The organism is Streptomyces sp. NBC_00386 (genome assembly GCF_036063235.1).
GTDB lineage: Bacteria > Actinomycetota > Actinomycetes > Streptomycetales > Streptomycetaceae > Streptomyces.
The window spans coordinates 2490930-2511653 of the sequence record NZ_CP107950.1 but is presented as its reverse complement, the minus strand read 5'-3'; the positions used below and the strand labels follow the sequence as shown (position 1 = coordinate 2511653).

Genomic DNA, 20724 nt, shown 5'->3' with positions numbered 1-20724 from the left:
GGACAACGATGTCAAGCATGTTGACGGCCCACCTCGGCGCGTTCGCGCCCCTCGGGGGGCGGGCGCAGGACGCGTCGGCGGCCGGGGACGGGCGGGAGGCGGAGTACCGCTCACCGGCCCGGGCAGGTCACCGGTGGCCCCGGAAGGCGCGACCCGTCCGGCGTGCTGTCCGTGACGCCGTCGGAGGAGGTGCCGGGCGCGTCTCCGGCGGCGCAGGCGGTCTTCCGTGGTACCCGTGGCGCACGTTACTGTCCCTGCGGCTTGTGCGACCTGTGGTGCGCGACCCGTCCGAAGGAGGAGGGGCCGCGTCATGCGTTTCCGTCCGTCATCGTTACTGCTGGCCGTCGCCCTGACGGTCGCCGGTGCCACCCCGGCGCTCGCCGCGCCTCCGTCGGGGCCACCGGCATTCGTCCAGGACCCCACCGCGTACGTCGACCCGCTCATCGGCACCAGGAACGGCGGCAACGTCTTCCCCGGCGCCGTCACGCCCTTCGGCATGCTCTCCTGGAGCCCGGAGAACACCCGCGGGGACGCCACCCGCACCGCCGCGCCCGGCGGCTACCAGTACGACGCCACGCGCGTCCGGGGCTTCAGCCTCACCCACATGTCCGGAACGGGCTGCGCGGGCGGCAGCGGCGACATCCCGTTCTTCCCGTACGCCGGTGAGGTCACCTCGTCCCCGGCGACCGACACGAAGGACGCCGTCTACGCCGCGGGGTTCGCGCACTCCGACGAACTGGCCGAGCCCGGCCACTACAAGGTGGGGCTCGCCTCCGGAGTGACCGCCGACCTCGCGGCGACCGCGCGCACCGGCTCGGGCCGCTTCACCTTCCCCGCCGACAAGCCCGCCTCGATGCTGATCCGCACCGCCAACTCCGAGGTTGGGTCGACGGATTCGACGGTGCGGATCGACCCGGCGACCAGGACCGTCTCCGGCTCCGTCACCTCCGGCAACTTCTGCGGCTACCTCGACCCCGAGGGCCAACGCTCCTACTACACCCTGTACTTCACCGCCCGCTTCGACCGCGCCTTCAAGACCACCGGCACCTGGCAGGACGACCGGCTGAGCCCGGGTGCCACCGAGGCGAGCGGCGGCACCGGGGGCTTCGCGCAGGGCGGCCGGCCTCTCGCGGGCAAGGGGGCGGGCGGCTATGTGGAGTTCGAGCCGGGCGCCGACCCGGTGAACGTCAAGGTCGGTATCTCCTACGTCAGTCAGGAGGGCGCCGCCGCCAACCTGGACGACGAGAACCCGCCGTCCCGCTCCTTCGCCTCCGTCCAGCGCGCCGCCCACCGCGCCTGGCGCGAACAACTCGGTGCGATCGCGGTGGGCGGCGGCACCGACACCGACCGCACCACCTTCTACACCGCGCTCTACCACTCCCTCCTGCACCCGAACGTCATCAGTGACGCCGACCGCAGATACCGGGGCCCCGACGGCAAGGTGCACACCGTCGGCCGGGGCCACGAGGCGCAGTACGGCACCTTCTCCGGCTGGGACGTCTACCGCTCCCAGGTCCAGCTGCTGACCCTGCTCGACCCGGACACCGGCTCCGACATCGCGCAGTCGCTCCTCGAACTCGCCCGGCAGAACGGGGGAGTCTGGGACCGCTGGCTGCACGGCGCGAGCGGCACGCACGTCATGAACGGCGATCCGTCGGCGCCCGCCCTCGCGGGCATCCGCGCCTTCGGCGGCACGGACTTCGACCTGCGCGGCGCACTCGGCTCCCTGGTGAAGGCGGCGACCGTACCGACCGAAGGGGACCTCTCACCGGCGGGCAAACCGGTGCTCTCGGCCGGCCAGCGCCCCTCGCTCGACAAGTACCTCGAACGCCACTACATGCCGTCCGTGTCCAACGCCTGGGGCGGTGCCGCCGAGACCCTGGAGATGTCCGGCGCGGACTTCGCGATCTCCCAACTGGCCAGGGCGGCGGGGGAGAAGAAGACCGCGGCCGACTTCGCCGAGCGTTCCCAGTGGTGGCAGAACAACTTCAACATCGCGGCCGACCCCGGCGGCGGCTACATCGCCAACCGCAAGGCCGACGGGAGTTGGGTCACCGGCTTCACCCCGGCCACCGGCAACGGTTTCGTGGAGGGGACCGCGGCCCAGTACACCTGGATGGTGCAGCACGACCCGGCGGGCCTCTTCGCCGCCATGGGCGGGCGCGCCAAGGCCCTCGACCGTCTCGACACGTTCTTCCACAACGCGGACGGGAGCTGGGCGTTCAGCGGCAGCGGCGGTGCGAAGTCCGAGCTGGACAACGAGCCGTCGGTCAACGTGCCCTACCTGTACGACTACGCGGGCGCGCCCTACAAGACGCAGGAGACCGTCCGCGCGGCGATGAGCAAGCTGTGGTCGACACAGCCCGGCGGCATCCCCGGCAACGACGACCTCGGTGAGATGTCGTCCTGGTACGTCTTCTCCGCACTCGGCATGTACCCCCAGGTGCCCTCCCGCGCCGAACTCACCCTGGCCTCACCGCTGTTCCCGAGGATCGAGATCGAGCGTCCGGGTGGCGCCGACATCGAGATCCGGGCCCGGGGCGCGGCCGCGGACGCCCCGTACGTCCAGTCGCTGCGCGTCGACGGCCGCAGCAGCGAACGCCCCTGGCTGCCGGCCTCCTTCGTCCGTGAGGGCGGCACGCTCGACTACACGCTGTCCGCGACACCCGACAAGAGCTGGGGAAGCGCCGAGGCGGCCGCGCCGCCCTCCTTCCGCACGGGTGAGCAGCCGTACCAGATCGGTGTCGGGCCGACCGCGGCGACGCTCGCGCCCGGCGGCAGCACCGCGCTCGACATCCGCGCCCTGGCCCTCGGCGGCGGCGCCGGGCCCGAGGTCCGCTTCCACGTGGACGTGCCCGCGGGAGTGACGGCGACCCCGGCCGAGGGCACGGTGAGCGACGGTGCCCAGCGGATCGCCCTCACCGCCGCCGACGACGCCGAGCAGGGGTTCTACGACGTCAAGGTGACCGTGACCTCCGCCGACACGTCGTACGCGCAGCCGGTGGCGCTCACCGTCGCGGCCCCGGGATCCCTCCTCGCGGCCTACGACAACACCGGTGTCTCGGACGACAGCGGTGATCACGCCGAGGCCGACTACGACGGCGGCGGCTGGAGCTACTCCCGTCAGGCCCTCGCCGACGCGGGCCTGACCTCGGGTGGCCAGGGGACGGTGGACGGTCTCGCCTTCACCTGGCCGAAGTCCCCGTCCGGCCGTCCCGACAACGCCTCGGCCACCTCGCAGACCATCGAACTGAGCGACCCGGCGAGCCGGTTGTCCTTCGTCGGCAGCGCCGTGAACGGCAACCAGCGGACCACGGCGACCGTCACCTACACCGACGGCGGCACCGACTCCGTCGACCTGTCCTTCACCGACTGGACCGTGGGCGGCGGGGGCGGAACCGTCCAGTACGGCAACGAGACCGTCGCGAGGACCGCCTACCGCAACGTCGCCGGAGCCGGCAAGGACCCGGTGGCCACCTACGTCTTCGCCACCAAGCCCTTCACGGCACCGGAGGGGAGGACGATCAAGAGCGTCAAACTCCCGGACAACGCGGACCTGCACGTCTTCACCCTCGCGGTGAGCCGGTGAGTCAGTGAGCTGACCCGTACACGAACGCGGGGCGGGCCCGGAGTCTCCTCCGGGCCCGCCCCCTTTCCGTCGGGTGTGGCTCAGGCCAGCAGTTCCACCTCCGCGAGGGTCGACTCGCCGTCGAGGACGAGACGGTAGTGGGCGTACGAGCCCGGGGCCGCGACCGTGAACGCCCGGGTCTGTCTGTCCCAGGGGAAGGACTCACCGGAGCGCTTGTCGAGGTCCGTCCATGCCGTCCCGTCCGAGGAACCCTGGAGCGTCCACCCGCTCGGCGCCTTCGTGCGGTCCGCGGAGGTCAGCGTGTACTGGACTCCCTCGGTACCGGAGCCGACCGGCAGGTCCACCGAGGTGACGGAGGCGTCCGTCGCCGAGGTGTTGTCGAACAGGGCGCCGTCCCCCTTGAGCGTGTCCGCCCGGGGCGAGGGCACCTTGTCGTCCTCGGTGACCGACACCGGTGCCGCGTCCTTGCCGGTGCCCCACGAGGACGGTTCGGAGCCCATGTCGAACTCCAGCACTCCGCCACGGCTGATCAGCGAGTGGGGGAGCGAGGTCGAGTTCCACCGCTTGCCGTTGAACCGGACGCCCTGCACGTACACGTTCTTCGTGCTGTTGCGCGGGGCCTTGATGACCAGGTCGTGGCCGTTCTCCAGGTGGACCGTCACCTTGGTGAACAGCGGGGAGCCGATGGCGTACTCGCCGCTGCCCATCACCAGCGGGTAGAAGCCGAGCGAGGAGAAGAGGAACCAGGCCGACTGCTCGCCGTTGTCCTCGTCGCCGTGGTAGCCCTGTCCGATCTCGCTGCCGGTGTAGAGACGCGAGAGGACCTCGCGGATGTTCTTCTGCGCCTTCCAGGGCTGCCCGGCCGCGTCGTACATGTAGTTCACGTGATGGGCCACCTGGTTGGAGTGCCCGTACTGGCCCATGCGCACGTCCCGGGCCTCGGTCATCTCATGGATGACACCGCCGTAGGAGCCCACGATGTCCGACGAGGCCGTCTCGGGCGTGGAGAAGTACGTGTCGAGCTTGTCCCCGAGCGCGCCGCGGCCGCCGTACAGGTTGGCGAGACCGCGCGAGTCCTGCGGCGCGGTGAACGCGTATCCCCAGCCGTCGGTCTCCGTGTAGTCGTAACCCCACACGCGCGGGTCGTACTTCGCGGAGTCGACCCGCCAGTCGCCCTTGGCACCCCGGCCCTGGAAGAAGCCGGCCTTGGAGTCGAAGAGGTTCACGTAGTCCCGGGAGCGGTTGAGGAAGTAGTCGGACTCCTCCTTGTAGCGCTTCTCGCCGGTCTTCCTGTAGAGCGCCTTGCCCATCTCGGCGATGCCGTAGTCGTTGACGTAGCCCTCCATGGCCCACGACAGGCCCTCGCCCGTGGAGGTGCTCGTGTAGCCGAGGAAGGGTGAGGTGGTCATCCCCTTGCGGCCCACTCCGGACGTCGGCGGGACGACCGTCGCGTTCTTCAGGGCCGCCTCGTACGCGGACTTGGCGTCGAAGCCGACGCCCTTGACGTACGCGTCCGCGAACGCCACGTCGGACGAGGTGCCGGTCATCAGGTCCGCGTAGCCGGGCGAGGACCAGCGTGAGGTCCAGCCGCCGTCCTTGTACTGCTGCACGAACCCGTCGACCATCTCACCGGCCTGACCGGGTGTCAGGAGCGAGTAGGCGGGCCAGGTCGTCCGGTAGGTGTCCCAGAAGCCGTTGTTGACGTACACCTTGCCGTCGACGATCTTCGCCCCGGTGTGGGTCGGGGTGTCCGGGCCCGGCATCGGGGAGAACGGCGAGGCGTACTGGTACTTCGTACCCACCTTCTCGAAGCCGGAGTTCGGGTACAGGTAGAGCCGGTACATGCTGGAGTACAGCGTGGTCAGCTGGTCCGGTGTGGCGCCCTGCACCTCGATCTTGCCCAGGAGCCGGTCCCACTGCTTGCGGGCCCCCTTCTTGACCGCGTCGAACGACGTGCCGTCCGGGATCTCCTGGCTCAGGTTGTCCTTGGCCTGGTCGAGGCTGATGAGCGAGGTGGCCAGCCGCAGGGTGACGGTGTGGTCGGAGCCGGGCTTGAACTTCAGATAGCCCTTGACGCCGCTGGAGGAGCCCTCGGTCACGGGCGCGTCGAAGACCCCGTACACGAAGAGCCGGGTGGCGCCGGTCGACAGGCCGGACTTCACGTCCGAGTAGCCGGTGACCACGCCCGCCGACGTGTCCAGTGTCAGGCCCGCCTGCTCGGTGACGTTGTCGAAGATCACGCTGGCGTCGTCGCCCGGATAGGTGAAGCGCAGGGCGGCGGCGTGATCGGTCGGGGCGAGCTCCGCCTTGAGACCGTTCTCGAAGGTGACGCCGTAGTAGTACGGCCGCGCGGTCTCGTTCTCGTGCCTGAAGGCCAGTTCACGGGCGGTGCGGCCGGTGTCCGGGGTGCCGGAGGCGGCCGACGGCATCACCTGGAAGGTCTGCCGGTCGCCCATCCAGGGGCTCGGCTCGTGGCTCGCGCTGAACGCCTGGATGGTGGGCAGGTTGTCCGCGTTGTTGGCGCGGGCGTAGTCGTACAGCCAGCTCAAGGAGCCCGCGTTGGTCACCGGCGTCCAGAAGTTGAAGCCATGCGGTACGGCCGTCGCCGGGAAGTTGTTCCCGCGCGAGAATCCGCCGCTGGAGTTGGTTCCGCGGGTCGTGAGCGCGTAGTCGGCCAGATGGGCCGCGGGCTTCCGCGGAGCGGCCGTCCTCAGCGCGACGTCGTCCAGCCAGCCGCGGAACTTCGCGGGACCCTTGGGGGAGTCGTACGCGAGGACGATCCGGTCGACGGTCTTCCCGGCCGCGACGGAACCGATCCGCGAGGTCACGTTGTTCCACTGGTTGACGTAGAGCACCTTGGCGGCGCCCTGGCCCTGCGGCGTCAGCGTGAATCCGTGCTGGTCCACGGCGTTGAGACCGCTCAGCGAGGTGCCGTCGGTGAAGACCAGGTCCACGGCCGCGTTCGTGGCGTCGTAGTCCCGGTCGCCGTCCGCCATCGAGGGGAAGATCCGGTACGACAGCTCGGTGTCACGCCCGACGGCGACGTTCACGTCGAACACCTTGTTGTACGAGTACGCCCGGCCGTCGCCCTTGTGGGTGCCGGCGTAGCGCAGGGCCCGCTTGCCCGTGAAGCCCGCGCCCGCCTTCGCGGTCGGCGAGCCGCTCGGCCCCCGGTCCACGAGCGAGAGCATGTCCTTGGGCGTCGGGTCGTCGCTCCGGCCCGTCGAGAACTGGACGTCGGCGATCTGGAGGATGTCGCCGCCGTTGTTCTTCGTGACGTCGAGCCGGAAGTGCTGGTACTCGACGGGGCTCTCGATGTCGTACGACTTCGTCTGGAACCGCTCGCCGAAGGATTCGCCGGAGCGGGTGTCGAGGGTCTTCCAGTCCTTGCCGTCGGCGGAGCCCTGGAAGGTCCAGTCCCGAGGGTCGCGTTCGTCGTGGTCGTTTGCGGATGTGAGCGCGTACGTGACCGTCCTGACCGGCGCGTCCAGGTCGAACTCCGCCCAGCCGGTGGGCTCGAAGGTCAGCCACTTGCTGCTCGGCTCACCGTCGGCGAGGTTCTCCTTGACCTCGCCCGCGCCGGTGTTCTCGCCGCTGGCCCGCACGTCGGTGACGTGATCGGTCACGTTGCCGGGGATGCCGGTGCTGTAGCCGCCGTCGACCCCCGAGGACCGCTTCGTCCCGTCGGGAGCGGTGTCCACCGTGTTGAGCCAGTCCGGGGCCGGATCACCCGATTCGAACGAGGAGCTGAACTCCCGGTCGGGCTTGGCCGCTTGGGCGGGCAGGGCGACCGCGACGCCCTGGGAGGCCGCTAACAGGGCGAGGGCCGCCACCCCCAGCGCCGCCGGGGAACGCCATCCGGTCCGCCGCGTGGAACTCTGTCTGTACCGAGCGCTGTGCTGCATGCGCGAGCACCCTCCCTGCACGTGGACAACGTTGTCAAATTCGATGCGCAAGGACCATTTGGGCGTCAAGTTGACAGTGATGTCAAGGGTGTTGGGTGCGGCATCCGGGGTGAATGTGTGTGACGAACCGTGCATTGCGTTCAATGCGGGAGGCCGGCGTCCTGTGGATCTTCGCCGGGGTGGTCCTGGGGTGCCCCATATTTCCGTGAGGTCTCAACTCGGAAAAGACCGACGGCCAAACCTGCATTCGATCTTGCTCCGTTGGCGGGAAGTGGACTATACCTGTCGCGTCCGGCCAGTCGATCGACTGGCTCTGGACAGGCAGGACCCAGGGGGGAATTTCGCGGGACGGCGGAGCGTGGTCCATACACGTAATGCCGGTTCGTCCCGGTGAATCCCTCATGCACGACCCCAGCTTGACCTAACCGCGGTGCCGGGGAGGATCCGGTTCACCGCCTGAGTCCTGGAGAAGGCGAGGACTTGAGCATGGGATCCACTTCCGCCGAGAACAACAGCCCCGAGGGTGTCGGCCGCCGTGACCTCATCAAGAGGTCGGCCGCACTCGGTCTGATCACCGTCCCGACGATGAGCTTCCTGTCCGCGTGTGCGAGCGGCGGGGGCGACGAGGACAAGTCGGGCGACAAGGGCACCGGCAAGACCAGCAAGGACAACCCCTTCGGCGTGAAGAAGGGCGGCGGCAAGCTCGACGTCGTCGTCTTCAAGGGCGGCTACGGCGACGAGTACGCCAAGGCGTGGGAAGCGGCCTTCGACAAGAAGTGGGGCAGCAAGAGCGCCCACACCGGTACCCAGGAGATCACCGGCAAGCTCCAGCCGCGCTTCAACGGCGGCAACCCGCCGGACATCGTCGACGACTCGGGCGCCCAGCAGATCAAGCTGGACGTGCTCTACAAGAGCGGCCAACTCCTCGACCTGGCGGCGGTCCTCGACGCCCCGTCCATCGACGACCCGACCAAGAAGGTCCGCGACACCCTGATCCCCGGCACGCTCGACCCGGGCCTGCAGGGCGGCAAGGTCGTGTCCCTCAACTACATCTACACGGTGTGGGGGTTGTGGTACTCCGGCAAGCTCTTCAAGGAGAAGGGCTGGGAGGTGCCCAAGACCTGGGACGACTTCCTCGCCATCTGCAAGGACGCCAAGTCGCAGGGCATCGGCGGCCTCGCCCACCAGGGCAAGTACCCGTACTACATCAACGTCGCCATCATGGACCTGATCGCCAAGAAGGGCGGTCTGGACGCCATGAAGGCGATCGACAATCTCGACCCCAAGGCGTTCGTCGGGTCCGACGCCGCCCAGGCGGCCGTCGAGGCGATCTACGAGATCGTGGAAAAGGGCTACTTGCTGCCCGGCACCAACGGCCTCACCCACACCGAGTCGCAGACCCGGTGGAACCAGTACAAGGCCGCCTTCATCACCTGTGGCTCCTGGCTGGAGAACGAGCAGCTGAAGCAGACCCCGGCCGACTTCGACATGAAGTTCATGCCGATGCCCCTGCTGCCCGACAGCAAGCTGCCGTTCGAGGCGATCCGGGCCGGCTCGGGCGAGCCGTTCATCATCCCGGCGAAGGCCGCGAACCTGCCCGAGGCCAAGGAGTTCATGCGCTCCATGCTCTCCAAGGAGTGGTCGACGCTCTTCGCGCAGAAGGCCAACTCGCTCACCATCCTCAAGGACGGTGTGTCCGACGGCGTGGAGCTGCGTCCCGGTACACAGTCCACCGTCGACGCGTCGAAGGCCGCGGGCGACAATACGTTCAACTACCTGTACCCCAACTGGTACAGCGAGATGGGTACGGCCATCGAGACCGCGTCCAACGAGCTGATGTCCAAGCGTATTCAGCCGAAGGAATGGCTCAAGCGGGCCCAGGCGGCGGTCGACAAGGCGGCCAAGGACCCGGAGTCCAAGAAGAACCACCGCGACTGATCACGTAAAACCCGGAACATCGGGGTCACGCACGCCCGGAACACCCGGGCCGCGCACATCCGGAACACCAGGGCAGGATGCCATGCGAAAAGGGCAGTACCGGTTCGTCGCGGGGTTTCTCCTCGCACCTTTGGCGCTGTATCTGATCTTCGTGATCTGGCCTTACATACAGACCATCGGCTACTCCTTCACCGACTGGAGCGGCCAGTCGCAGACGTTCGGTTTCGTCGGCCTGGACAATTACAAGGCGTTGTTCCAGGACGACGTATTCCTCCAGGCGATCTGGCACAACATCCTGTTCCTGGTGTTCATCCCGGTGATCACCATCCTGCTCGCCCTCTTCTTCGCCTTCATGGTGAACGCGGGCGGGCGGGGTGGCGCCGGTGGCGTACAGGGCGTCGCCGGCTCCGGCTTCTACAAGATCGTGTACTTCTTCCCGCAGGTGCTGTCGCTCGCGATCGTCGCGGTGCTCTTCGGGGCCCTCTACCGCAGCGACAGCGGCGGCCTGCTCAACGGCCTGCTGATCAAGCTCGGCCTCGTCGACGCGAACAGTCCCGTCGAGTGGATGAACGAGCCCAACCTGGTGCTCTGGTGCCTGATGGCGGTCGTCGTCTGGCACGGCGTCGGCTTCTATCTGGTGCTGTTCTCCGCCGCCATGCAGTCCATCCCGCGGGACATCTACGAGGCCGCGCTGCTGGACGGCGCGAGCCGCACCCACACCTTCTTCCGGGTCACCCTGCCCCTGCTGTGGGACACGGTGCAGACCGCCTGGGTCTATCTCGGCATCATCGCGATGGACATGTTCGTCCTCGTCTCGACCACGACCCAGGGCACCGGCTACGGCGGCGGGCCCGACCACCACAGCGAGGTCATGGCGAACGTCATGATGCGCAACTTCCTCTACTACGGAAAGAGCGGCTACGCCTGCGCCATGGGCGTCGTCATGCTCCTTCTCACCCTGATCCTGTCCGTGGTCACGCTGCGCGCCACCCGCCGCGAGCGCATCGAGTTCTGAGCGGGAGACACGACTATGAGCGCACCCATCACGGAGCCGGCGAAGGTCGACGGCGCCGGAGTACCCCCGCAGCGAACCGCCAGGAAGGCCCCGCCACGGCCCGGCGACAAGCGCACCGAGGGCATGGCCCTCAACGTCTTCTCGCACGGGTTCCTGGCCCTGTGGGCGATCCTGATCATCCTGCCGCTGCTCTGGCTGGTCCTGAGTTCCTTCAAGACCGACGCGCAGATCGGCGGTTCGGCCCTCGGCTGGCCCTCGAACTGGCAGCTCGACGTCTTCAGCCGGGCCTGGAACAAGGGCATCGGCGACTATTTCGCCAACACTCTGATCGTCCTGGTGTTCTCGGTCCCGCTGACCATGCTGCTCGGCGCGATGGCGGCCTACGTACTGGCCCGCTACGAGTTCCCGGGCAACCGGCTCGTGTACTACTTCTTCGTCGGCGGGGCCATGTTCCCCGTCTTCCTGGCCCTGGTGCCGCTGTTCTTCATGGTCAAGCGCCTCGACATGCTGAACACCTACCAAGGCCTGGTCCTGGTGTACGTGGCCTACTCGCTGCCGTTCACGGTGTTCTTCATGCACGCCTTCTTCAGGACGCTGCCCACGGCGGTCTTCGAGGCGGCGGTGCTCGACGGGGCCTCGCACACCCGGGCGTTCTTCCAGGTCATGCTGCCCATGGCCAAGCCCGGACTGCTCAGCGTCGGCATCTTCAATGTGCTCGGCCAGTGGAACCAGTACATCCTGCCCTCGGTGCTGATGCAGCCGCAGACCAGTTCGGACCCGGAGCGCTACGTCCTGACCCAGGGACTCATCCAGCTCCAGCAGCAGCAGGGGTACGCCACCGACCTGCCCGTGCTGTTCGCCGGCGTGACGATCGCCATGGTCCCGATGCTGATCGTCTACCTGTCCTTCCAGCGTCAGGTCCAGGCAGGTCTCACTTCGGCGACTCTCAAGTAACGAATCGCCCCTTCCGTCACATGCGCCACTCCCGTCCCGGGGGTGGCGCATGTGTGTCCGGGTGAGGCCAGGAGTCGAACATGACTGGGCGACCCTGATTTTCGTCAAGGACTTGACTGCGGTAACCCGTTCAGCGGAGCTTGGAGTTCACAACTTGTAAGTGACCGGGGTCCCGTTGACGTGACCCAGATCACACGGGCGGCATCGGGGCCGCCCGGCTATGGGCAGGAGTGGATGAGTCGATGGAGACTCCGGGGTCGCAGTCGTCGCTGCACCGAGCCAATCTGGAGCGCGTCGTGCGAGCGGTGCGCCTGGCCGGCTCGCTCACGCAGGCGGAGATCGCGAGGGCGACGGGCCTGTCGGCCGCGACCGTTTCCAATATCGTTCGTGAACTCAAGGACGGCGGGACGGTCGAGGTCACACCCACTTCGGCGGGCGGCCGCAGGGCGCGCAGCGTGTCCTTGAGCGGGGACGCCGGGATCGTGATCGGCGTAGATTTCGGGCACACCCATTTGCGCGTCGCTGTCGGAAATCTGGCCCATCAGGTGCTGGCCGAGGAGTCCGAGCCGCTGGATGTGGACGCCTCCGCCGCGCAGGGCTTCGACCGGGCCGAGGAACTGGTCAGCCGCCTGATTGCAGCAACGGGGGTCGACCGTTCCAAAATCGCGGGCGTGGGCCTCGGTGTACCGGGCCCCATCGACGTGGAATCGGGCACCCTGGGGTCCACCTCGATCCTGCCCGGCTGGACCGGCGCGAGGCCCGCCGAGGAGCTGCGGGGGCGGCTCGGCGTGCCTGTCTACGTGGACAACGACGCCAATCTGGGCGCGCTCGGCGAGATGGTCTGGGGCAGCGGTCGCGGGGTCCGGGATCTCGCGTACATCAAGGTCGCCAGCGGCGTCGGCGCGGGGCTGGTCATAGAGGGCAAGATCTACCGCGGTCCGGGTGGCACAGCGGGAGAAATCGGGCATATTACACTTGATGAATCCGGCCCCGTCTGCCGTTGCGGCAACCGCGGCTGTCTGGAGACCTTCGCGGCGGCGCGCTATGTGCTGCCGCTCCTCCAGTCCAGTCATGGTACCGATCTGACGATGGAGGGCGTGGTCAGGCTGGCGCGGGAGGGAGATCCGGGCTGCCGTCGGGTGATCGCCGACGTCGGCCGTCACATCGGCAGTGGAGTCGCGAATCTCTGCAATTTGCTGAACCCGAGTCGGGTGGTCCTCGGCGGCGATCTCGCCGAGGCCGGCGAGCTCGTTCTCGGGCCCATCAGGGAGTCTGTCGGCCGCTATGCGATCCCCAGCGCCGCACGTCAACTCTCGGTGTTGCCAGGCGCACTTGGGGGCCGTGCGGAGGTACTCGGCGCGCTCGCTCTCGCACTCAGCGAGATGGGTGATTCGACCCTTTTGGACGGTTCTCTGTCGACCGGTACTCCTGCCTTCACTTAGAGAACGCATGGCACCGTTGCCATCTCGTTAAGTATTTACTTCTTGACGTCGCACGTGTGGCCGAGTTGACTCCAGTCCACCTCGGCCGCAACGACGCGGCCTCGTCAGGGAGGTTTAAGAATGAACACGCAGATGCGTCGTGCCGCTGTTGCCGTTGCCGCTGGTGCAATGGCTGTCTCTCTCGCCGCTTGTGGCAGCGCCAAGGAGTCCGGTGGCGGGAGCGACAGCTCCGCCAGCTCCGCGAAGAAGGGCGACGCGATCAAGGTCGGTCTGCTCCTTCCGGAGAACCAGACGGCTCGCTACGAGAAGTTCGACAAGCCGCTGATCGAGAAGAAGGTCCAGGAGCTCACGAACGGCAAGGGCGAGGTCGTCTACGCCAACGCCAAGCAGGACGCGAGCACCCAGAACCAGCAGGTCGACACGATGATCACCAACAAGGTGGACGTGCTGATCGTTGACGCTGTGGACGCCGCCGCGATCAAGAGCTCGGTCCAGAAGGCCAAGGACGCCGGCATCCCGGTCGTGGCCTACGACCGCCTCGCGCAGGGCCCGATCTCGGCCTACACCTCGTTCGACAACAAGACTGTCGGCAAGACGCAGGGTGAGGCGCTCCTCAACGCGCTCGGCTCCAAGGCCAAGTCCGGCAAGATCGTCATGATGAACGGTTCGGTCACCGACCCGAACGCCGCTCAGTTCAAGGCCGGCGCCCACGAGGTGCTCGACGGCAAGGTGAACGTCGGCAAGGAGTACGACACCAAGGAGTGGAAGCCGGAGAACGCCAACGCCAACATGGAGGCGGCGATCTCGGCTCTCGGCAAGAAGAACATCGTCGGTGTCTACTCCGCGAACGACGGCATGGCCGGCGGTATCATCACCGCGCTGAAGGCCGCCGGCATCAAGGTCCCCGTCACGGGCCAGGACGCCGAGCTCGCCGGTGTGCAGCGCATCCTCGCTGGTGAGCAGTTCATGAGCGTCTACAAGCCGTACGCCCCGGAGGCCGACGCGGCCGCCGAGCTGGCCGTCGCGCTCGCCCAGGGCAAGGCGCTCGACACCGTCGCCAAGGACAAGGTCGACAGCCCGACCGACAAGCAGATCCCGTCCCTGCTGGTCCCCGTCACCTCGCTGACGAAGGAAAACATCAAGGACACCGTCGTCAAGGACGGCCTGTACACGGTCAACGACATCTGCACCCCGGCGTACGCCGCGGCCTGCAAGAAGGCCGGCCTGCAGTAAACAACCGCGAGTAGCCAAACGCGTACGGGAATTCGATACTGAATTCCCGTACGTGGCTCGTGTGATCCAAAGCTCCTCCGGTGCCCCGCATCCAACAGCCCCGCAAGCTAAGCGGGGCACCGGACGGAACCCCCACCGCAAAATTCTGCACAACCTCCCGCCGGGTCAGGCGGCGAAGGAGATGGTTCACGTGTCCGCTACGCCTGTTCTGGCGTTGCGCGGGGTCTCCAAGCGATTCGGTGCCGTCCAGGCGCTCACCGATGTAGAGCTTGAGGTCCACGCCGGTGAAGTGGTCGCCCTGGTGGGCGACAACGGCGCCGGAAAGTCCACGCTGGTCAAGACGATCGCCGGCGTGCACCCCATCGATGAGGGCTCCATCGAGTGGGACGGCAAGGGCGTTCAGATCAACCGCCCGCACGACGCCCAGAACCTGGGCATCGCGACGGTCTACCAGGACCTCGCGCTCTGCGACAACATCGACGTCGTGGGAAACCTCTACCTGGGACGCGAGCTCAAGAAGCGCGGTGTCCTGGACGAGGTCGAGATGGAGCGCCGCTCCCGCGAGCTGCTGAACACGCTGTCGATCCGCATCCCCAGCGTCCGCATCCCGATCGCCTCGCTCTCCGGCGGTCAGCGCCAGACCGTGGCGATCGCACGTTCGATGCTCGGTGAGCCCAAGCTCGTCATCCTCGACGAGCCCACCGCGGCCCTCGGCGTCGAGCAGACCGCCCAGGTTCTCGACCTGGTCGAGCGTCTGCGCGAGCGGGGCCACGCGGTGATCCTCATCAGCCACAACATGGCTGACGTGAAGGCCGTGGCCGACAAGGTCGCCGTTCTGCGTCTCGGACGCAACAACGGCATCTTCGAGGTCAAGTCGACCTCCCAGGAAGAGATCATTTCCGCCATTACGGGTGCCACGGAGAACGCCGTGACCCGTCGTGCGGCGCGCAGCGGGGAGGCTCAGAAGTGAGCATCGACAAGACTTCTGAGACCGGGGACCACATCGTGGAGAACCCCGAGGCGGCCGCCCACGCGGTCACCGCCGTCGACCCGCGCCTGCTCGTCCGCGAGCAGGGCTTCGCCGGTTACGTCGGCGAGTTCAAGCGCAAGATGAAGTCCGGTGACCTGGGTTCCATCCCGGTCGTCATCGGCCTGATCGTCATCTGGGCGATCTTCGCGAGCCTGAACTCGAACTTCCTCACCGCGGGCAACATCTCCGACATCTCCGTCGCCATGGTCGGCACGGGCATGATCGCGGTCGGCATCGTCTTCGTGCTGCTGCTCGGTGAGATCGACCTGTCGGTCGGTTCGCTCTCCGGTCTGGCCGGCGCCACGTTCGCCGTGCTCAGCGTCACGCACGGCATGAACGAGTGGCTGGCGTTCGTCCTGGCCATCCTCACCGGCACGGTCGCCGGCGCGATCCAGGGCTTCGTCTTCGCGCGCATCGGTGTGCCGGCCTTCGCCGTCACCCTGGCGGGTCTGCTGTTCTGGAACGGCTTGATGCTCCAGATCCTCGGCAGCAACGGCACCATCAACCTGGACAGCGAGGGCGTCGTCGCCAAGCTGACCAGCTACTACTTCACTGATGTCGCCGCCGCCTACGTGCTCGCGGTCGTCGTGACCGCCGGGTTCTTCGTCAGCTCCTACCTCGGCAACAAGCGCCGCGAGGCGGCCGGTGTGCCGTCCCGCCCGCTGGGCGAGACCATCGCGCGCACGGTGCTGCTGGGTATCCTCAGCTTCGGCGTGGCGATCATGTACAACCAGTACAAGGGTCTGCCGCTCGCCGTTGTGATCTTCCTCGCGGTCCTGCTGGTCACGGACTTCGTGCTGCGCCGTACCACCTTCGGCCGGAAGATCTTCGCGCTCGGTGGCAGCGTCGAGGCCTCCCGTCGTGCCGGTATCAACGTCGAGCTGATCCGCATCGCGGTCTTCTCGATCTCCGGCACCTTCGCCGCCATCGGCGGTCTGTTCATCGCCTCGAAGATCGCCTCCGCCAACCAGGGCGCGGGCGCCGGTGACCTCCTGATGAACGCCATCGCGGCGGCCGTCATCGGTGGCACCAGCCTCTTCGGTGGCCGTGGCCGCACCTGGAACGCCCTGCTGGGTGTTCTGGTGATCGTCTCGATCCAGTACGGTCTGGCCCTGCAGGGCATCGCCTCGCCGGTCCAGTACATGATCACCGGTGGCGTTCTGCTCGCCACGGTCGTCATCGACGCCGTCACCCGCAAGACCCAGAAGACCGCGGGTCGCGCGTAGGGTTCCCACCCACCCAGGCCTGTGCCCGGCGCCAATGGCGGCGCCGGGCACAGTCACGTCCGGACGGGAACACGTGTTCCCGTCCGGTTGGGCCGTTCGTGTGGCGTAGATCGCCAGACCCGGCCCGCGCCCGAAAAGGCGGAACATTAGACTCGACGAACCCGGCAACAGCTCGATCACTGCAAGGAGGCACGGGTGGCGCTGCTGACCCGCATCACGGGACCGCGCGATCTGGACCGGCTGACCCTGGAGCAGCTCGACCAGCTGGCCGAGGAGATCCGGACCTTCCTCGTCGACGCGGTCTCCAAGACCGGCGGCCACCTCGGCCCCAACCTCGGTGTCGTGGAGCTGACCATCGCCCTGCACCGCGTCTTCGAGTCACCGAAGGACAGAGTGCTGTGGGACACGGGCCACCAGTCCTACGTCCACAAGCTGCTCACAGGCCGCCAGGACTTCTCCCGGCTGAAGATGAAGGGCGGCCTGTCGGGCTACCCCGCGCAGGCCGAGTCCGAGCACGACGTCATCGAGAACTCGCACGCCTCCACGGTCCTCGGCTGGGCCGACGGACTGGCGAAGGCGAACGAGGTTCTCGGCAGGAACGACCACGTGGTCGCCGTCATCGGTGACGGCGCGCTCACCGGCGGTATGGCCTGGGAGGCGCTGAACAACATCGCCGACGCCAAGGACCGCCCGCTGATCATCGTCGTCAACGACAACGAGCGCTCGTACGCGCCGACCATCGGCGGCCTCGCGAACCATCTGGCGACCCTGCGCACCACGGACGGCTACGAGCGCTTCCTGGCCCGCGGCAAGGACCTCCTGGAGCGCACGCCGGTCGTCGGCAAGCCGCTCTACGAGACCCTGCACGGCGCGAAGAAGGGCCTGAAGGACTTCATCGCCCCGCAGGGCATGTTCGAGGACCTCGGTCTGAAGTACGTCGGCCCGATCGACGGCCACGACATCGAGGCCCTGGAGTCGGCGCTCGCCCGCGCGAAGCGCTTCGGCGGCCCGGTCATCGTGCACTGCCTCACCGAGAAGGGCCGCGGCTACCAGCCGGCCCTCCAGGACGAGGCCGACCGCTTCCACGCCGTCGGCAAGATCCACCCGGACACGGGCCTGCCGATCGCCTCCTCCGGCGCCGACTGGACCTCCGTCTTCGGCGAGGAGATGGTGGCGCTCGGCAAGGAGCGCGAGGACATCGTCGCGATCACCGCCGCGATGCTCCAGCCGGTCGGCCTCGACCGGTTCGCCAAGGCGTTCCCCAAGCGGGTCTACGACGTCGGTATCGCCGAGCAGCACGCCGCCGTCTCCGCGGCCGGCCTCGCCACCGGCGGACTGCACCCCGTCTTCGCCGTCTACGCGACCTTCCTGAACCGCGCCTTCGACCAGGTCCTGATGGACGTGGCCCTGCACAAGTGCGGTGTCACCTTCGTCCTGGACCGCGCCGGTGTCACCGGCACCGACGGCGCCTCGCACAACGGCATGTGGGACATGTCCATCCTCCAGGTCGTCCCGGGTCTCAGGCTCGCGGCGCCGCGCGACGCCGACCAGGTGCGTGCCCAGCTGCGCGAGGCCGTCGAGGTGAAGGACGCGCCCACCGTGGTGCGCTTCTCCAAGGGCGCGGTCGGCCCGGCCGTCCCCGCCGTGGGCCGGATCGGCGGCATGGACGTCCTGCGGGAGCCCGGCACCGACGCCCCCGACGTGCTGCTGGTCTCCGTCGGCGCGCTCGCCCCGATGTGCCTGGAGATCGCCGCTCTGCTGGACCGCCAGGGCATCTCCACCACCGTCGTGGACCCGCGCTGGGTCAAGCCGGTGGACGAGGCCATGGCGCCGCTCGCCGAGCAGCACCGCGTGGTCGTCACCGTCGAGGACAACTCCCGGGTCGGCGGTGTCGGCTCGGCGATCGCGCAGGCGCTGCGCGACGCGGGCGTCGACATCCCGCTGCGCGACTTCGGCATCCCGCCGCGCTTCCTCGACCACGCCTCCCGCGCCGAGGTCATGGCCGAGATCGGGCTGACCGCGCCGGACATCGCCCGGCAGGTCACCGGTCTCGTCGCCAAGCTCGACGGCCGTTTCGAGAGCAGCGCCGTGCAGGCCGTGGACGCCGTACAGCCCGCGCGCGACTGACGCATCCCCGCACGGCCGATGGGCCGGTTTCACCACCCTGTACGGGTGGTGAAACCGGCCCATCTGCGTGATCCGCGCCGCGTCGGGGCATACGTGCTACCTGCCCTCTCGATCATGTCGAGGACGACAAGCGTGGGAGGTACGTCCGTGAGCAACACCCTCTTCAGGACGAAAAGGGTCGAACAATCGATCTTGGACACCGAGGAACCGGAGCACGCGCTCAAGAAGTCGCTGTCCGCCCTGGACCTCACCGTCTTCGGTGTCGGTGTCATCATCGGCACCGGCATCTTCGTCCTCACCGGCAAGGTGGCCAAGGAGAACGCGGGGCCGGGCGTCTCGCTGGCCTTCGTCGCCGCGGGTGTCGCGTGCGCGCTGGCCGCCCTCTGCTACGCGGAGTTCGCGTCCACGGTCCCGGTCGCGGGGTCGGCGTACACGTTCTCCTACGCGTCGCTCGGCGAGCTGCCCGCCTGGATCATCGGCTGGGACCTGGTCCTGGAGTTCGCGCTCGGCACGGCGGTGGTGGCCGTCGGCTGGTCGGGCTACGTGCGCTCGCTGATGGACAACGCGGGCTGGCACATGCCCGAGTCGCTCAGCGGTCGCGAGGGGGCCACCGGGTTCGGCTTCGACATTCTCGCCTCGGCGCTGGTGCTGGTGCTCACCGCCATCCTCGTCATCGGCGTGAAGCTCTCCGCCCGGATCACCACGCTGGTCGTCGCGATCAAGGTCACCGTCGTCCTGGTCGTGATCATCGCGGGCGCCTTCTTCATCGAGGGCAAGAACTACTCGCCCTTCATCCCCAAGGCGCAGGCCGTGGAGGCGGGCAGTGGCATCAAGTCGCCGCTGATCCAGCTGATGTTCGGCTGGGCGCCGACCAACTTCGGCGTGATGGGCATCTTCACCGCGGCCTCCGTCGTGTTCTTCGCCTTCATCGGCTTCGACGTGGTCGCCACGGCCGCCGAGGAGACGAAGAACCCGCAGCGGGACATGCCGCGCGGCATCCTCGGCTCGCTCATCATCTGCACCACGCTCTACGTCCTCGTGTCGATCGTGGTCACAGGCATGCAGCACTACAGCAAGCTGTCCGTCGACGCTCCGCTCGCCGACGCGTTCAAGGCCACCGGGCACCCCTGGTACGCGGGCTTCATCAGCTTCGGCGCCGCCGTCGGGCTGACCACGGTCTGCATGATCCTGCTGCTCGGCCAGACCCGTGTCTTCTTCGCGATGAGCCGTGACGGACTGCTGCCGCGCTTCTTCTCCCGCGTGCACCCGAAGTTCCGCACCCCGCACCGGCCGACCATCCTGCTCGGTGTGATCATCGCGATCCTCGCGGGCTTCACCAGCCTCAGCGAGCTGGCCGAACTGGTCAACATCGGCACGCTCTTCGCCTTCATCGTGGTCGCCGTCGGCGTCGTCGTGCTCCGCCACACCCGCCCCGACCTGCCCCGCTCCTTCCGCACCCCGTGGGTGCCGTGGGTGCCGATCCTGTCGGTCCTCGCGACGCTGTGGCTGATGCTGAACCTGCCCGCGGAGACCTGGCTGCGGTTCGTGATCTGGATGGTGATCGGCATCGTCGTCTACTTCCTCTACGGGCGCTCGCACAGCCGCCTCGGCCGGCACGAGGAGACGACGCTGGGCGAGGCCACCAACCCGCCCGGCGGCGCGGCCGGGTAACCACTCGGCGATGTCCGTACCGGCCCCGTGCCTCCCGTGTTCCGGCGGGCGGGCACGGGGCCCCGTACGTCCCGCGTCCACCGGAACGCGCGCGGCCCGGTACATGGCGGTGCGGGGTCCGGGGGGAGCCGGTCAGTCCTCGGGCGCCCGGTGCACGGTCCGGGGACCCGTGACCTTCGCGCCCAGTTCGCCCACCCGCCGCCGCAGTTCGCGGTCGGCCGTGACGACCAGGCGGGGGCGGCCGGGTGCCGAGGCGACGAGCTCCACGATCCGGTCGTCACCGTTGCCCGGGGCCTCGTCCACCCGGACGCCGGGAACCGGGGCCACTCCCCGGGCGACGCCCTCCACGACGAGGACGATGTCCAGCGGACCGGGATGACCGGGCACCCCGGCCTCCGCAAGGCCGGCCAGCCGGTCCCGGAGCCGCACGGCCGCTGCGCGCCGGTCGCGCCACCAGCCGTCGGGCACGGATCCGACCACATTGGCACCGTCCACGATGAGCAGAGTCGTCATGGCTTCACCCTGCCAGAGGGGGACCACCGCCCCGGCCGCGCGTCATGACGGACACGGCCTCGGCCACGAACGGCTTCCGCG

The 20724-nt window shown here is 68.2% G+C and carries 12 protein-coding genes; 10 read left to right on the top strand and 2 right to left on the bottom strand.

The annotated features are described in order from the left end of the window. Nucleotides 1–310 precede the first annotated feature (310 nt). Nucleotides 311–3589: a GH92 family glycosyl hydrolase gene (locus OG780_RS10865; protein ID WP_328447053.1), complete on the top strand. Its 3279-nt coding sequence runs from the start codon at nucleotides 311–313 to the stop codon at nucleotides 3587–3589. 80 nt (nucleotides 3590–3669) lie between these two features. On the opposite strand, the gene OG780_RS10860 is transcribed toward OG780_RS10865, so the two are convergent. After that, nucleotides 3670–7494 (bottom strand): GH92 family glycosyl hydrolase, encoded by a 3825-nt coding sequence (locus tag OG780_RS10860; RefSeq protein ID WP_443062146.1) that lies wholly within the window; start codon nucleotides 7492–7494, stop codon nucleotides 3670–3672. A gap of 486 nt (nucleotides 7495–7980) precedes the next feature. Between OG780_RS10860 and ngcE the strand changes: the two genes are divergently transcribed. From ngcE to OG780_RS10815, 9 genes are all read left to right on the top strand, one after another. Further along, nucleotides 7981–9432 (top strand): N-acetylglucosamine/diacetylchitobiose ABC transporter substrate-binding protein, encoded by a 1452-nt coding sequence (gene ngcE / locus OG780_RS10855; protein ID WP_328447052.1) that lies wholly within the window; start codon nucleotides 7981–7983, stop codon nucleotides 9430–9432. An 82-nt stretch (nucleotides 9433–9514) separates the two neighbouring features. Next, nucleotides 9515–10447 carry a carbohydrate ABC transporter permease gene (locus OG780_RS10850; RefSeq protein ID WP_326784983.1) on the top strand — a complete coding sequence of 311 codons (933 nt, stop codon included), beginning with the start codon at nucleotides 9515–9517 and terminating at the stop codon, nucleotides 10445–10447. 15 nt (nucleotides 10448–10462) lie between these two features. Next, nucleotides 10463–11401, top strand: a complete 939-nt coding sequence (locus tag OG780_RS10845) for a carbohydrate ABC transporter permease (protein ID WP_328447051.1) — start codon at nucleotides 10463–10465, stop codon at nucleotides 11399–11401. 242 nt (nucleotides 11402–11643) lie between these two features. After that, on the top strand, nucleotides 11644–12843 hold the full coding sequence (locus OG780_RS10840; protein WP_328447050.1) for an ROK family transcriptional regulator: 1200 nt from the start codon (nucleotides 11644–11646) through the stop codon (nucleotides 12841–12843). Nucleotides 12844–12975: 132 nt separating this feature from the next. Beyond that, nucleotides 12976–14076, top strand: coding sequence for a substrate-binding domain-containing protein (locus OG780_RS10835; protein ID WP_328458039.1), 1101 nt, complete (start codon nucleotides 12976–12978; stop codon nucleotides 14074–14076). A gap of 181 nt (nucleotides 14077–14257) precedes the next feature. Then, nucleotides 14258–15046 (top strand): ATP-binding cassette domain-containing protein, encoded by a 789-nt coding sequence (locus tag OG780_RS10830; protein ID WP_328447049.1) that lies wholly within the window; start codon nucleotides 14258–14260, stop codon nucleotides 15044–15046. Beyond that, on the top strand, nucleotides 15043–16332 hold the full coding sequence (locus tag OG780_RS10825; RefSeq protein WP_328447048.1) for a sugar ABC transporter permease: 1290 nt from the start codon (nucleotides 15043–15045) through the stop codon (nucleotides 16330–16332). Before OG780_RS10830 ends, OG780_RS10825 begins: the two co-directional genes overlap by 4 nt. Nucleotides 16333–16527: 195 nt before the next feature. Beyond that, entirely contained in the window at nucleotides 16528–18459 is a 1932-nt protein-coding gene (gene dxs, locus OG780_RS10820) for a 1-deoxy-D-xylulose-5-phosphate synthase (protein WP_328447047.1), read from the top strand. A 147-nt stretch (nucleotides 18460–18606) separates the two neighbouring features. Then, nucleotides 18607–20130: an amino acid permease gene (locus OG780_RS10815; protein WP_328447045.1), complete on the top strand. Its 1524-nt coding sequence runs from the start codon at nucleotides 18607–18609 to the stop codon at nucleotides 20128–20130. A gap of 132 nt (nucleotides 20131–20262) precedes the next feature. Here OG780_RS10815 and OG780_RS10810 read toward each other — a convergent pair whose 3' ends face one another. Next, nucleotides 20263–20643 carry an NTP pyrophosphohydrolase gene (locus OG780_RS10810; RefSeq protein ID WP_328447043.1) on the bottom strand — a complete coding sequence of 127 codons (381 nt, stop codon included), beginning with the start codon at nucleotides 20641–20643 and terminating at the stop codon, nucleotides 20263–20265. Between the last annotated feature and the right edge of the window lie 81 nt (nucleotides 20644–20724).